Genomic DNA, 13552 nt, shown 5'->3' with positions numbered 1-13552 from the left:
TCGCTTTCCGCGGGCACGGCTTCAGCTAACTTGGCAAAGAATATCGCTTTGCCAAGTGGATCTTCAGCTCACGCTCATCCCGCTGGAGTCTGCGTACCTTGCCTCCGTTGAAGGAGAGACCTTCTCTTCAGATGTGTTTTCTGTTGCCCTATTTCTGTTACAGATAGAAAGCTGAGCTGCGTGGAAACCGCTTATTTATGCTATTATCAGATTGTAAAGAATAAAGGAACCCCCATGCTGATGTCACTGTTTAGATACCTATCAGCCAATAGAAGAATACGGTTTATCTTGTCTTGAACATGTGGAAAATCAGAGCACAAAAACATAGCGATTCGAAGCACGTATCAAACAACAGGATAATAAGAAAATATACAAATAAAACCGAACGAATTTGATTGGCATTTGGAATTCGCTCGGTTTTTGCTTTGTTGGTCATATTTTGTCCCGGCCACTTGTATTTAGCGATTACCTGAAGGCTTTATGTTCTTTTATCACACGGATGGAATGTAAGGTTTCGTCTTCAAGTCCTTGAACAGGCAGCCCTGTTTTCAAATTTTCCTGGATATATCGGATGTTTTCTGCGGTAATGATTTCTCCAGGTATGAAAATCGGAATGCCCGGTGGATATACCATGATGGATTCAGCACTGATGCGGCCGGACGCTTCCAGGAACGGAATGACTTCAGTATCAGCATAAAAAGCGTCGCGTGGCGACATGGATAAAAGCGGTATTTCAGGTATTTTAACAGGAACACTTTTCTGAATGGCGTAACCGCTGCGTTCCCATGCCAGTTTATCCAAGGCTTCGACAAGAGCTTCTGTTTCTTTTTTCTTGTCCCCAGGAGTAATGATACAGAGAATGTTATACATATCCGACAATTCCACTTCAATCCGATAATGCTTTCTAAGCCACCCTTCTACATCATATCCGGTAAGACCTAAGTTTTTAACAGAGATGATCAGTTTGGTCGGATCGTAATCAAATGTGGCCTCGCTGCCAAGTATTTCACTGCCCACACAGTAAAGGTTCGGGATCCGATTAATAGCGTCTCTTGTCATGTTTGCCAAATGAATGGTCTCGTCGATGAGTGCTTGTCCATTTACTGCAAGATGCTTTCGGGCAGCGTCAATCGAAGCAAGAAGCAGATAAGAAGTAGACGTGGTGGTGAGCATCGAGAGGATACTCTGGACCCTTTCATGGGAGACCAAGCCTTCTCTAAGGTTAAGTACAGAACTTTGGGTGAGCGATCCTCCCAGTTTATGAACACTCGTGGCGGCCAAGTCTGCGCCTGCATCCATTGCAGACAAGGGAAGGTCGTTGTGAAAATGAATGTGGACGCCGTGTGCTTCATCGACCAAGACTGGTACCTCGAAGGAGTGGGCTATCCCGACAATTCTTTTTAAATCGGCAGCAATACCAAAATAGGTTGGATTGATCACCAACACTCCTTTGGCATCAGGATTGGCGCTTAACGCCTTTTCTACAGCTTCAGGTGTGATGCCGTGGGAAATTCCGAGTTCTTTATCCACTTCCGGATGGATGAAAACTGGAGTGGCACCAGAAAAGATAATGGCAGTCGTTACCGATTTGTGAATATTTCGCGGAACGATAATTTTGTCGCCAGGTCCACAAACGCTTAAAACCATTGTCATAATAGCGCCGCTGGTTCCTTGGACGGAGAAAAAAGTATAATCAGCAGAAAAAGCTTCGGCAGCAAGCTCTTGGGCTTTTTTGATCATTCCTTGTGGGTGATGGAGATCATCAAGTGGTTCTATATTGATCAAATCAATACCGAGAGCATTATCCCCAATGAATGCCCGGAAATCTGGATTCATTCCAACGCCTTTTTTGTGGCCGGGGATGTGGAATTGTATGGGATTCCGGTTCATATGATTCACTAATCCAGTAAATAATGGAGTTTGTTCCTGTGATGTCATAACTCAAAACACACCTCTTTATAACGCTTTATAAATAGCTCTATTTTAATCAAATCTTTCCGCTCACTCCACAGAGTGCGCAGTGTATGAGAAATTATAGCAAAACAATGGAAGAATCGCTACTTTTAGAAAAACGGGGAACGACATGATAGGATAAAGGGAAAGGAGGAGGGATAGCATGAATTGGGATACCCGGGTGACGGAGTTATTGGGAATAGAATATCCAATCATTCAGGGAGGGCTTGCTTATTTAGCTTATGCGGACTTGGCCGCGGCTGTTTCTGAAGCAGGTGGACTAGGACAAATAACGGCCATGAGCCTTGCAGATAAGACTCGTTTGCAGCAGGAAATAAGAAAAGTGAGGAAAAAAACCGGGAGACCGTTTGGTGTCAATTTTTCCATAGGGCAGCAGCGCCGTCCGTTTGAGGGGATGGTACAAACGGCAGTTGATGAAAAGGTGCCCGTTATAACGGTGACAGGAGGAAATCCAGAACCAGTATTGAGGATGACGAAAGGGACAGGGATCAAAACAATGGTGCTCGTAGCAGCCAAACGACAGGCACAAAAAGCGGAGCAATTGGGAGCAGACGCGGTAATGGTTGTCGGCCAGGAAGGTGGCGGACATATCGGAAGGCAAGACACAGGAACATTCGTTTTGATTCCGGAAGTAGTGGAAGCAGTATCCATTCCTGTAATCGCCTCTGGAGGGATAGGAGACGGAAAAGGACTGATGGCGGCCTTGGCTTTAGGTGCAGAAGGGGTGGAAATGGGGACAAGATTTATCGCCACCCAAGAATGTATTCATGCACATCCGGCATATAAAAAAGCGTTATTAGAGGCAGGAGATCGTGATACTGTGGTCATCAAGCGATCGCTTGGCGCTCCCGCAAGAGCACTACGCAATAAATGGACGGAAAAGATATTGGAATTGGAGCAAGAGGCTCCTGGATATGAAGTTTTGCAGCCTTATATAAGTGGTGAAGCGAACAAGCGATTCATATACGAAGGAGAGGACTCAGTCGGATTTGGATGGGGTGGTCAAATTTCGGCAAGAATAAACGATATCCCCAGCGTGAAAAATTTAATCATGAGAATGATCGGCGAGGCGTCCGACATTCGAAGATCATGGAGTGTAGGGAAGGAGAATGATCTGTGAATTACAGTTATCCAATTGAAGAAACATGGACTAAAGAGGAAATCATCGATGTAGTGAATTTTTATTCCTTGGTGGAGCAGGCGTATGAGAGTGGTGTGAAACGGGAAGATTTGATGCTCGCATATACCCGATTTAAACAGATTGTTCCTTCAAAAAGTGAAGAAAAACAGCTTTGTGGAAAGTTCGAAAAAGATTCCGGTTACTCTTGTTACCGAACAATAAAAAGTGCAAAGGAAGCAGCGAATGGAGAAAATATAAAAATGTAAAGTACATAGGCTGGATCGTGGAAATAGGCCATACAGGCTTGCCCCTGATGCCTCTACATAAAATTTGTTGTGGTTTTCGGTCACCCGTCAGATGGAATTTGTCAATTCCTCATGAAAGGTTATTCCGGTCACGGTCTAAACAGCTTTTTTTAAACCACTTAAAAAAACGTTCTCTGTCAAATGTGGTGGTGTGATTTTTCACTCCACCCTCTCTTTATCGAAAGGCTCACTCCAAAAAATAGCTATTTCCCCAATAAACTCGCTTTAGCCTCCTCGCAAAGCCCGCTGTGGGGTCCCGGTCGTCCGTATTTCCGCGGTAGTCTCGCTTAGTTCCTCTGCTGCGCTATCCCTTTCTTTTTTCCGTTGGTGTCGCAACTTTCAGGTAACAAAGAGAGAGGGAATGAGTGTGATTTTTTGCCTTGTTCGATTCCGCATACCGGTAGGGGACACCATCCCATTCAGTATAGAGCCAAAAAACCGGACGGTTTCGAAGTTTAGAATTTCGATACCGTCCGGTTCTTGCTTTCGGTCAAGATAGATTTGTCCCGACCGTTTTTTCACTGTTTATTATACGGGACGAGCAGAATCTCAGATCAGGTCGTCAGTTGTCGCCCCGACTTTCCACAGCAAGCTTATAAAACGGCAACAAGGTGTCACAAGTCCGCTTTACTTCCTTGATGAATTTGTTTCCATCTTTTGCAATGGGACTGTCTGGAGCTATATGTTTACCTACTAGAAACTCTGCCTTTTTCACATCTCTGAATCTGATCAGGTTTTCTTCGCTTAAATCGGAAATGGGCAGTGCCGCCTTTTTTGTATGATCAAGTGAGACGACAAAATCTTCCGGTAGCTGTTTTAAAGCATCATATTCATCCAGGAATGTTTTTGCAATGGTTTGTTTTTCCGGAAGTTCATAAATCAATGCCAGCCATATAAATACATGATCATCAAACAACCCGACCTGAAAATGGGGGTGTTTCTTGTACCCTCTTTTGTTGGCGGCTACCGCCAGCCAGGTATCTGCAGGTGGATTGACAGATCTTCGCGCGTGTTGTGCTATATGTAAGAACATTTCGTTCCCAAGTTGAGCCGATAGGTGTTCTGTCAATTCATCGCCTATCAGTTGAAACTTCGGCTGGATACGTTCTCTGATTGCTTCCATACGGGCATCCAATCCTTCGATATCAAATGTGGCGAAATCTTCTCTCGTAAAACCATTAAAGTCCATGTTACGCTCTTCCTTCCATTCTTTTGCTGTTTTTATTTTACCATAGTAATCAGACAGAACAAACGGAACAGCCTGTGTTTAAAGGGGTGGACAGAGGGGTAATAAAAAATTAACAAAATGATAAAGCTAACTTAGCAGGAAAATAAACGACCATAAACCAAAGGGAAGGGGATAAAATGAAATACGTAATGGAAGCAATTAAAAAACGAGAAGCAGAAGAAAAACTTCCGGCAATCAAATTGGAAATCGATTATGAACTAATTACATTGTACGATGCCATGAAAAGTGAAGATGAGAAAGCAATGGATAATTCCAAACAACGATTGAATGAATTGCGCCGGGAAATGCTTGCATTGTATTAAAAGGAATGAGCTTATGCTCGTTCTTTTTTATGCTTTTTTCAGGGAAGCTGTATTTGAAAGGGTCGGAAATTAATGGGAATAACAGGTGCTGATTGCTTTTCCTTTGCTTCGTTTCCGGTCGGGTAGGCAGCTGCCAAAAGACAGTATGGACGGTTTATTTCTTGGAAGGCAAAACTGCGTGGAAAAGAGAGAATTCTATTGAGTATCTCCGAACCTTTTCTTGTCCGAAGATGGAGAATGGCAGAATACCAGCCTGGAAATCTGACGTATTTTTCTTTAGAATAAAGAAAGATATAGGCCGGATGGGCATTCACCATCATGATGCTGTGTTAGGCAAATACGAAAAAAGGTGTGTTAGGTATGAAACGAGACGATAGACAAAAGCTGTTTGATACAGCGAAACAGTGGGTCATGGAAGCAGGAGAGAATATACGGGCAGCGATAGATGAGCCGTTGAGAATTGACACCAAATCCAACGCAAATGATTTGGTGACACATATGGACCAACAGACGGAGCAGTTTTTCACGGAGAAAATCAGAAGGGAATTCCCTGAACATTCTATACTTAGTGAAGAAGGATATGGAGATGACTTAAATAGTGATAAAGGGGTCATCTGGATTATCGATCCTATTGACGGAACAATGAATTTCGTCCATCAAAAACGGAACTTTGCCATTTCCGTTGGAATTTACCAAGACGGAGTCGGGGAAATTGGATTGATTTACAATGTGATGGATGATGTCCTTTATGCTGCCATGCGAGGCGGGGGGGCATACCGGAACGAAAAAAAACTTCCTCGATTAAAGCAAGAGCTTCCATTGGAGGAAGCGATTCTAATCCTTAACAATTTTTGGACATGTCCGAACCATAAAATAGAAGAAACCAAAATGCAGTCTCTGGTTAAAAAAGTCAGAGGCACAAGATCATATGGTTCTGCTGCATTGGAACTCGCTTATGTAGCCGAAGGAATCGCTGACTGTTACTTGACGATGAAGCTGGCACCATGGGATATTGCCGGTGGTATGGTTTTGGTCAACGAAGTTGGCGGTTTGACGACGAAAGCTGATGGAAGACCGATCAATATACTGGAACAAAACACTCTTTTATCCTGTAATGCTGAAATTCAACAGGAGTTAGTGGGAGAGTATATCAAGCTAAAATAAAATAGGCTCTCTGAAAATGCGGTGGTGGGATTTTCATTTCCACCGCTTGCTTTATCTTTAGATTCAATCCGGGGACATACGATTTCCCTCCAGTCGCAGAGAAAATAAATCCACCTCCTGCGGACGGATGTTCGAGTCTTCTGGTATAAGCCGTTGCGGGGTCTCGCCGCCCGTTTCTCTAAAGAAATAGAGGCGAACTTTTTCCACGACAAGTAAAAATCATCAGCAATTTAGTCTTATGCTGATGATTCCCCTTCATCCTGTCCTATGGAATTGTTCCTCATTGAGTATGGTTGGCATGAGTCAGGAAAACGACTGCCTTCTCCGTTTTCTTGCCAGTCCGAATCCCATCAATAGAAAGCCTGCCAGAATAAACAAAACCATAAGCAAATAGTTCCGGAATCCAATGGCAATACCTGCCGCTACGAAACTTGCTATAACTAGGACTGCCAACAGCAGCATCGGCAACTGAATTTTTTTCATGACTCTCACCCCTAATCTTCTAAAATTAAGTATAACGGAATTTCCTGTAAATGAAAATGGTCTTTTCTAATGCTAGCACAGAGAATGATGTTCTAGTATGATAGATAAGGGAGTGATTCGGAAAGAAGGAGTGAAAAAGGTGGAGGAAACAAATGAAGCAATCGATATAGGCAACAATTTGCCTATTGTCGATTTTCTGTTTAATACGGCGGCAAACGGCGACCTCCTGATTGGTTTTCTTTTGTTGTATTTGACAATTGGCATCCTGCTGGCTGTTAGTTATAAATTGGGTTTTGCAAGAAAATTGCCGCTGCTTAAATCTATAATTGTCTATGTGTTTTTATTTATCGGAGCTTTTATCATTGCGATGCTCGGTCTTAAACTTCCGATGGCAGAGTGTCTGGTCATTATAGCGCTGGTGCTTGGGATTTATCGTTTCCGGCTGGCTCAAGACCGAAAACGGCGGAAGAACCAGACTGAAAGCAATTAAAAAAAAAGGAACGTACCTGCTGCCTGTAGAGCGGTCCGTTCCTTCTTTTTGTATTAAATCAGGCTGTTTTTTTTCTTCTTTTCTTTGTATAACTTGAAATTTCCCGTGGCGTGCCGCTTGTTTGTGTTTTTTTCTACTCTTTCATAGCAACTTTGACAAATATACATATGAATTCGGCGGTTTCTTAACCTTTTCGCCTGCAAGCAGTTGCTGTCTATATTTTCAATGATGTCACATAAGACACATTTTACTCTCATAACATTATCACCTCACGGTAACTCTTTCTATCATTGTAACATAGGTGATGGACAGACTTCTAATCCTTTTTCAAATAAACTGGCTAAACAGAAAGGGGCGGTCCGGAAATACGGGGTTCCTCCTCTGTCCAAAAAGGAAAGACCCCGTATTGAACCTTCACTGATTTAATTGTTGATTGGACTGATCATTCTCGATATCGTCTAATTCCTGTTGATCCTTTTTAGGTATTACTTCTTTATTTTGATCGGGTTCTTCAGGCTGATCATCATTGATGGGTATTTCCGGCATATATCTGCCGACCACTGCTGAAAGCTCGTCGACAAACCCCTGGACAGGATGACCCTGTTGGATTTTGTCAGCCATGTGCCTGATTCGTTCCATCCCGTCGGCGTCTGCGATGACAACTGCTGTTTTTCCGTATGGATCATGATGGAGCGCTTCCGCAACAGAGTATTTAATGGTACTGACACGTGAACGATCCAAATCTTTATCCACATCTATTCCCACTACCGCATAGGGACCGGCAACCACTGAAGATGCATCATTTACGTTCGGGACATCTGCAGCCAGGCTTGCCAAATGATCCGCTATCTCTTGGTTGGTATAGTTTTTTTGCTGGCCATCTCCTGGGTCAGAGTTTTCCACTTGGATGGTCGGATCCTGGTTCTCCTGATCAGGCAAGCTTTCTTCCTGCTGACAGCCAATCAATACGAGACCTAGCGACAAAATACTTGCACATAGGAAAATAAACCGTGAAAACATAAGGGCACTCCTCCTTTTACTCCTATCTTCTCAATTCCTGCACAGTTTATGCATGGTAAGAGAAATGCGAGGTGTATGGGATATCCTGATTGACAACTGGATGGAAAGAGGAGGGGCGGGAAAAAACGAGCGATAACTGGACACCATGTTTTTGTTCCAGCTGCAACTTTGTTGATGGTTTTTCGGAAGGTTGTGAGAAGAGGTGGGAAAAAACATGGCTGACTTGATAAATGAGGGGGGGAGAAACAAAAGAAGGATACAAGTGGAATCCTCAATGGGAAGAAGGAGGTGAGTCATTCAGAGCGATCTGCTGATGCCCACCTGTCTTCCGAGGATTTAGTGCCCGCATCCAGGTTGTTACAGTCAACGTTTATCGATCGAGCAATAAAAAGCAAGTATTCAATATATGCATTGCCTTTCGTTCCGTTTGTTTATTCAATGATTATTTTGGTTACACCTTTAATCGGTTCTTGCCGATTAGAACCATCTGCAAAATAAACATGGACAGGTCCATTGTCTTTAATCGGTTTTCCATTTTCGGCAAACAAGAATAATGAATCTTTTAAAAGGGATAAAGAGATGACTTCTTCCTGGTTGTTTAAAACAAGTCTTGCCTGGTTCGCATCTGATTCTATTTCTGCTGTTTCGAGAAAGTCTTTGATGGGCATGAGATAGGTTCCCTTCAGGATTTGTTCTTTCTCGAACCGATTGATGCTTCTATTCACCGGTGGTTTACTGCTTTGCTGGTTGATTTCACGCTCCCAGCGGGTCGAAGCCTGCTTCAATACTTCCTCTGAATCTTCTTCAGGGTTGTCATTCGAAGCGGTGAATGCACTTTCCATTTCTATTTTTCGGTCATCAAAAATCCACACAGTGGGATCCAATGTGATTTGATAATTTACTTTTCCCGTAAGCTGGACAATCATCTGTACCAGTCCCTTTCTGTCTCTTTTATAGTATTCGTTTACAAGAATAGCAGACTTGATGTTGAATTTCATCTTTTCAGTAAATTGTATCCGTTAGATAAATTAATTCGGCAAAGAGAAGATATTTCTGTTCTTACCTTGCATTTTTTTCGGACAACAGCTAATATAAATAGAAGAGAGTCTGGTAAATGGAGGGGATTTTGTGATACCTGAAGTGGCTGTTAGCAATCGTGATAAAGCCTATGCCCTTCTAGAGGCTGATGCAAATAAAATATTGAAATTGATTAAAGTACAAATGGATAATCTGACGATGCCTCAGTGTCCTTTATATGAAGAGGTTTTAGATACGCAAATGTTTGGCTTGTCGCGTGAAATTGATTTTGCTGTCCGCTTGAACCTGGTCAGCGAGGAAGATGGCAAAGCATTGCTGGAAAATCTCGAAAGACAATTGAACGTGTTGCATGAAGCAGCCCAAAAATCGTAGAGAAGGACGGCCGAATACTGTCCTCATAAGAGGAAAACCTTTGCCAAAACCGGCGGGGTTTTTTTGTTACTTGTACAAAACTATGCAGCTGTACCTATATATAATCATTCTTCCCTGTGATATATTTTATATAACTGTGAAGTTAGTATAAAAGGGTTTTGGTTATCAATACATAGTTAGGAGTCATCACATTGAAACAGAAATGGAAAGATTTAGATTTCACGCTCTTTATAACCCCGTTGCTATTGACTGCATTCGGTATTGTGATGATTTACAGTGCCAGTATGGTAATTGCAGTTGTTAAGAATGAAGTACCCAGCAATTATTTCATGATCCGGCAGCTAATGTGGTTCGGCCTTGGCCTGATTTTTTATTTGTTTTGCAGCATGTTTGCATACCGTCATTACCAAAAGCTCATCAAGCCAATGATTATTGTTATAGTTCTATTGTTGATTGCTGTTCTCCTTTTCGGAAGAGAGACGAACTATGCGAAATCCTGGCTGGATATTGGCCCCTTTGGATTCCAACCGTCTGAACTGGCTAAGTTGGGATTGATCATATACCTGGCGTCGGCTTATTCCAAAAAGCAGCAGTATATCGACGATTTTTTTAAAGCGGTACTGCCGCCCTTAGTCATGACTGGAATTATCCTGGCATTGATCATCAAACAACCGGATATTGGTACAGCCGGAGTGATTCTTTTGATAGCTGCCACAGTCATATTCAGTTCGGGGATAAAATTCCGTCATCTTTTCCTTTTGGGGGGGACAGTCATTGTCATTATTGGATTGGCAGCTACCCAAATGGTTACTCCTGAACGGATTTCACGATTTACTGGCGCCTATCAGCCGTTTGACGATCCTGACCTGAACGGCTTCCATCTCATTCAGTCCTATTTGGCCATTGGTACAGGTGGGATAACGGGACAAGGGCTTGGACAAGGTATCCAAAAGCTCGGCTATCTCCCAGAACCGCACACGGATTTCATCATGGCTGTAATTGCAGAGGAGTTAGGGTTTCTCGGCGTCATCGTTGTTCTTGGGATGCTTGCGGCGATTGTACTTCGTGGGTTATACATCGCGAATCAATGCAGAGACAGTTTTGGCTCTCTGTTGGCAATCGGTATTTCTTCGATGATCGGCATTCAGGCATTTATTAATCTCGGTGCTATTAGCGGGCTATTGCCGATAACCGGAGTGACTTTGCCATTTGTCAGTTATGGAGGCTCCTCTTTGCTGATTCTGTTGATTTCCACAGGAATACTCAACAATATTGCCAAATCTGTCCGGGCAAATGAGCAAAGGATGACCAAAGAAACCATACCAGATGAAAAAGAGTACGAAAAAAACAGAAGAACAGTGAGACAACGCAGGACCTGGTCGCAATCGCAGTAATAAGAATGTACTGGGAGAGAATACAAAACTACTTGAAAAAGCACCCTTTCCAACTCGGGAAAGGGTGCTTTTCTTGGTGTCCGGAAAGGATATTGATAAGTGTCTATGGATATTAAATCGCAGGAACAGCCTCATCCAGCTCAAGCGCTATCCATTCTATACTCCGTTCAACCTTCGAACTTGGCGCTCCGGGAAGAAAGTAAGACAAAATAGCTTAGAACACCAAAGTAAACAGAAATGATTAAAGCGTGAAATAAGGCAGCTGTCAAATTAACCATGCTGAAAATCACTATTGCGCCCAATGCAACTTGGATGATCATCAGGAGGGATGCCGCCGTCCATCCCCAGAGCATTACGCGATTATGTTTATAACGCCGGTAAATCTTGACCAATAAGTATAATGTCCAAATAAATGCCAAGCCTGCGGCCAATCTATGTCCCATTTGAATCCATTGTGTAAAATGAAACTCGAGGGCAAAAGGTGTTCGATTATCGCAAAACGGCCAACTTTTGCATGCCAGGCTGGCATGAGCGTGACGGACCAGTGCTCCTGTATAGACAACGAGCAATATATAAATAAACAACCCGTAAAAGTGGCGGCGGATTCCTTTTTCGATGATCAGGGAACGTGCATCGAACTTCTGATCAATTTCGAAAATAAGCAAGGTAAGTAAAAACACTGCCGCAAAAGAAATCAGCGAAATGCCGAAGTGCATGGCAAGAACGAAATCTGACTGGGACCACAATACAGCAGCAGCACCGATCAAGCCTTGTAGTACTAAAAAGAAAATGGAAACAAATGATAGAAACTTCACTTCTCTGATATGACCGACATATTTCCATGACAGAACCGACAACAGCAGCACAATGATCCCTGCCGCCCCTGAAACAAGTCGATGACTCAGTTCAATAATCAATTCTGCAGAAAGCTCGCCTTCGCAAACAGGCCAGTTTGCTCCACAACCCATTCCAGAACCGGTTTTGGTTACCAGTGCTCCTCCGAGCAGGACGAGTATCATGGTAATCGTGGCAATGATAGATAAACTTTTAAGGAACTTAACCAAGGTTCCACCTCACAATCTTAGTGGAAGAGTATTTTAGGCTGTCAATCAGCCATCCAGATAACACGTCCAAACATACAAGGGTTATACTACCACGTTTGACAGCGATTTTCACTATAAAAAAATCAAAAAAAGCCTTGCATTGTTGATATTTGTTTGCTAGAAATAAATATGAGGATTTGATCGTCTTATTTATCGACACTGTAAGGGTTGATTCGACCGCAGTTTTGGCTCTTTCCTAATTGATTAAAGGCTTTTGTGCCTTTAATTTTATTTTGCCCTTGCGTTCACAAAATTGTCATCTTTTATTCAAGCTAAAAGCCGGTTTTACAGTGTTTAGTTAAATAGATTGAATTTCAAATCCGTGATACAATATGGATATAACCTGCGTAGTTGTTAAAAATAGGTTATACTAACAACGTTGACGATCAACCAATTTTGAAGAGATGAAATCAACTGAACGTTTTCATCCAGGCGTTTGATTGTAAAGGGAGCTGGAAGGAGGGTTGTAGGCTAGAATGAATAAAGTAGAAGCAACTTCTTCTCATGTAATAGGGAAGACAGACAGCGAAGACAAGTCTGCTCTCTGGGCGGATATAATGGCTCTCATTAAAGTAGGTATCATAAATTCCAATTTGATCACTGCTTTTGCCGGATTCTGGCTGGCGCTGTATTTTACTGGAGGCACTCTGTCGGATTATTGGGGCAGGTTGATCCTGATGGTGGCTGGTACGGCTTTATTGATTGCCGGCGGCTGCATACTCAATAATTATTACGATCGAGACATCGATCCAATCATGAAGCGGACGAAAAATCGTCCCACTGTTACCGGAAGCATCCCGCTAAAAGTGATTCTGTGGATGGGGATTTTTGCTTCATTGACAGGGGTTGTGCTCTTGTCGTTCACGACTTGGGAAGCAGCTTTGATAGGTGCTTTTGGATGGTTTGCCTATGTCGTTCTTTATACGATGTGGACGAAAAGAAGGTATACAATCAACACCGCTATCGGCAGTTTGTCAGGTGCAGTACCACCGGTGATCGGGTGGGCGGCAGTTGACCCAAGCCCGCATGCTGCGGCTTTTATTTTGTTTTTGATTATGTTTCTATGGCAGACGCCGCATTTTCTGGCGCTGGCCATTAAAAAATGTAAAGAATATAAAGCGGCGGGCATACCGATGCTTCCGGCCGTGCACGGTTTTGCCATCACGAGAAGACAAATGGTCATCTACGTCGCATGCTTATTGCCGTTGCCTTTTTACTTATTTTCACTGGGAAAGGTATTCTTGATCATTGCCGGACTATTGAATGCAGGCTGGCTGATTATGGGCATAAGCGGATTTTTCATGAAGAATAATAGGAAATGGGCAAACATCATGTTTGTTTATTCTTTGAATTATTTGATGATACTATTTGTAACCATGGTATTAGTAACGCTCCCGGGTGTTGTTAATTAATTTAGAATACGTTTGAAAAGTTCCATGATAATCAGCAGGTTGATACGGCTTGTTCGTGCCTTGGCTTCAAATGTGTTACGGTGGATTTAACAAGCCGTCCTGCTTACATACTGACGGACTTACACC

General features: G+C 42.8%; 15 protein-coding genes. 8 read left to right on the top strand and 7 right to left on the bottom strand.

Going from position 1 to position 13552, the window contains the following annotated elements:
• Positions 1 to 465 precede the first annotated feature (465 nt).
• Positions 466 to 1938 (bottom strand): aminotransferase class I/II-fold pyridoxal phosphate-dependent enzyme, encoded by a 1473-nt coding sequence (locus ABVF09_RS01025; RefSeq protein ID WP_371068429.1) that lies wholly within the window; start codon positions 1936 to 1938, stop codon positions 466 to 468.
• A gap of 178 nt (positions 1939 to 2116) precedes the next feature.
• Here ABVF09_RS01025 and ABVF09_RS01020 point away from each other — a divergent pair, with 178 nt between their 5' ends.
• A complete protein-coding gene (locus ABVF09_RS01020; RefSeq protein WP_371068428.1) occupies positions 2117 to 3094 on the top strand; it encodes an NAD(P)H-dependent flavin oxidoreductase in 978 nt (325 codons plus the stop codon).
• A complete protein-coding gene (locus ABVF09_RS01015; protein ID WP_026570497.1) occupies positions 3091 to 3360 on the top strand; it encodes a UPF0223 family protein in 270 nt (89 codons plus the stop codon). The genes ABVF09_RS01020 and ABVF09_RS01015 overlap by 4 nt, the downstream gene beginning before the upstream one ends.
• A 601-nt stretch (positions 3361 to 3961) precedes the next feature.
• Here ABVF09_RS01015 and ABVF09_RS01010 read toward each other — a convergent pair.
• Complete coding sequence (locus ABVF09_RS01010) at positions 3962 to 4588, bottom strand: YktB family protein (protein WP_371068427.1); 627 nt, start codon at positions 4586 to 4588, stop codon at positions 3962 to 3964.
• A 176-nt stretch (positions 4589 to 4764) separates the two neighbouring features.
• Between ABVF09_RS01010 and ABVF09_RS01005 the strand changes: the two genes are divergently transcribed.
• Both ABVF09_RS01005 and ABVF09_RS01000 read left to right on the top strand, forming a co-directional pair.
• The gene (locus ABVF09_RS01005) at positions 4765 to 4950 is read left to right on the top strand and encodes a hypothetical protein (RefSeq protein WP_026771408.1); all 186 of its coding nucleotides are present in this window, start codon (positions 4765 to 4767) and stop codon (positions 4948 to 4950) included.
• A gap of 360 nt (positions 4951 to 5310) precedes the next feature.
• A complete protein-coding gene (locus tag ABVF09_RS01000) occupies positions 5311 to 6114 on the top strand; it encodes an inositol monophosphatase family protein (protein WP_026771407.1) in 804 nt (267 codons plus the stop codon).
• A 303-nt stretch (positions 6115 to 6417) separates the two neighbouring features.
• Here the strand turns inward: ABVF09_RS01000 and ABVF09_RS00995 are convergent, their stop codons facing one another.
• A complete protein-coding gene (locus ABVF09_RS00995) occupies positions 6418 to 6597 on the bottom strand; it encodes a DUF5325 family protein (protein ID WP_026570494.1) in 180 nt (59 codons plus the stop codon).
• 139 nt (positions 6598 to 6736) lie between these two features.
• On the opposite strand from ABVF09_RS00995, the gene ABVF09_RS00990 reads away from it, so the two are divergent.
• A complete protein-coding gene (locus tag ABVF09_RS00990; RefSeq protein ID WP_371068426.1) occupies positions 6737 to 7087 on the top strand; it encodes a YlaH-like family protein in 351 nt (116 codons plus the stop codon).
• Positions 7088 to 7140: 53 nt separating this feature from the next.
• Here ABVF09_RS00990 and ABVF09_RS00985 read toward each other — a convergent pair whose 3' ends face one another.
• The 3 genes from ABVF09_RS00985 to ABVF09_RS00975 form a co-directional block, all read right to left on the bottom strand.
• The gene (locus tag ABVF09_RS00985; RefSeq protein WP_371068425.1) at positions 7141 to 7344 is read right to left on the bottom strand and encodes a YlaI family protein; all 204 of its coding nucleotides are present in this window, start codon (positions 7342 to 7344) and stop codon (positions 7141 to 7143) included.
• Between the two features lie 157 nt (positions 7345 to 7501).
• Positions 7502 to 8107 (bottom strand): YhcN/YlaJ family sporulation lipoprotein, encoded by a 606-nt coding sequence (locus ABVF09_RS00980; RefSeq protein WP_026570493.1) that lies wholly within the window; start codon positions 8105 to 8107, stop codon positions 7502 to 7504.
• 431 nt (positions 8108 to 8538) lie between these two features.
• Positions 8539 to 9033, bottom strand: coding sequence for a hypothetical protein (locus ABVF09_RS00975; protein WP_371068424.1), 495 nt, complete (start codon positions 9031 to 9033; stop codon positions 8539 to 8541).
• 202 nt (positions 9034 to 9235) lie between these two features.
• On the opposite strand from ABVF09_RS00975, the gene ABVF09_RS00970 reads away from it, so the two are divergent.
• Together ABVF09_RS00970 and ftsW are read left to right on the top strand one after the other, a co-directional pair.
• Positions 9236 to 9517: an Fpa/YlaN family protein gene (locus tag ABVF09_RS00970; protein WP_026570491.1), complete on the top strand. Its 282-nt coding sequence runs from the start codon at positions 9236 to 9238 to the stop codon at positions 9515 to 9517.
• Positions 9518 to 9708: 191 nt separating this feature from the next.
• Positions 9709 to 10911 carry a putative lipid II flippase FtsW gene (gene ftsW / locus ABVF09_RS00965; RefSeq protein ID WP_026771405.1) on the top strand — a complete coding sequence of 401 codons (1203 nt, stop codon included), beginning with the start codon at positions 9709 to 9711 and terminating at the stop codon, positions 10909 to 10911.
• Between the two features lie 167 nt (positions 10912 to 11078).
• Here the strand turns inward: ftsW and ABVF09_RS00960 are convergent, their stop codons facing one another.
• Positions 11079 to 11975, bottom strand: a complete 897-nt coding sequence (locus tag ABVF09_RS00960; RefSeq protein WP_026771404.1) for a COX15/CtaA family protein — start codon at positions 11973 to 11975, stop codon at positions 11079 to 11081.
• Between the two features lie 515 nt (positions 11976 to 12490).
• On the opposite strand from ABVF09_RS00960, the gene cyoE reads away from it, so the two are divergent.
• Positions 12491 to 13426 (top strand): heme o synthase, encoded by a 936-nt coding sequence (gene cyoE / locus ABVF09_RS00955; RefSeq protein ID WP_026570488.1) that lies wholly within the window; start codon positions 12491 to 12493, stop codon positions 13424 to 13426.
• Positions 13427 to 13552 lie beyond the last annotated feature (126 nt).

Origin of the sequence: Sediminibacillus sp. JSM 1682029 (assembly GCF_041366435.1) — a bacterium.
Classification (GTDB): domain Bacteria; phylum Bacillota; class Bacilli; order Bacillales; family Amphibacillaceae; genus Sediminibacillus; species Sediminibacillus terrae.
The sequence above is the reverse complement of the archived record's forward strand: the minus strand, read 5'-3'. Positions and strand labels throughout refer to the sequence as shown.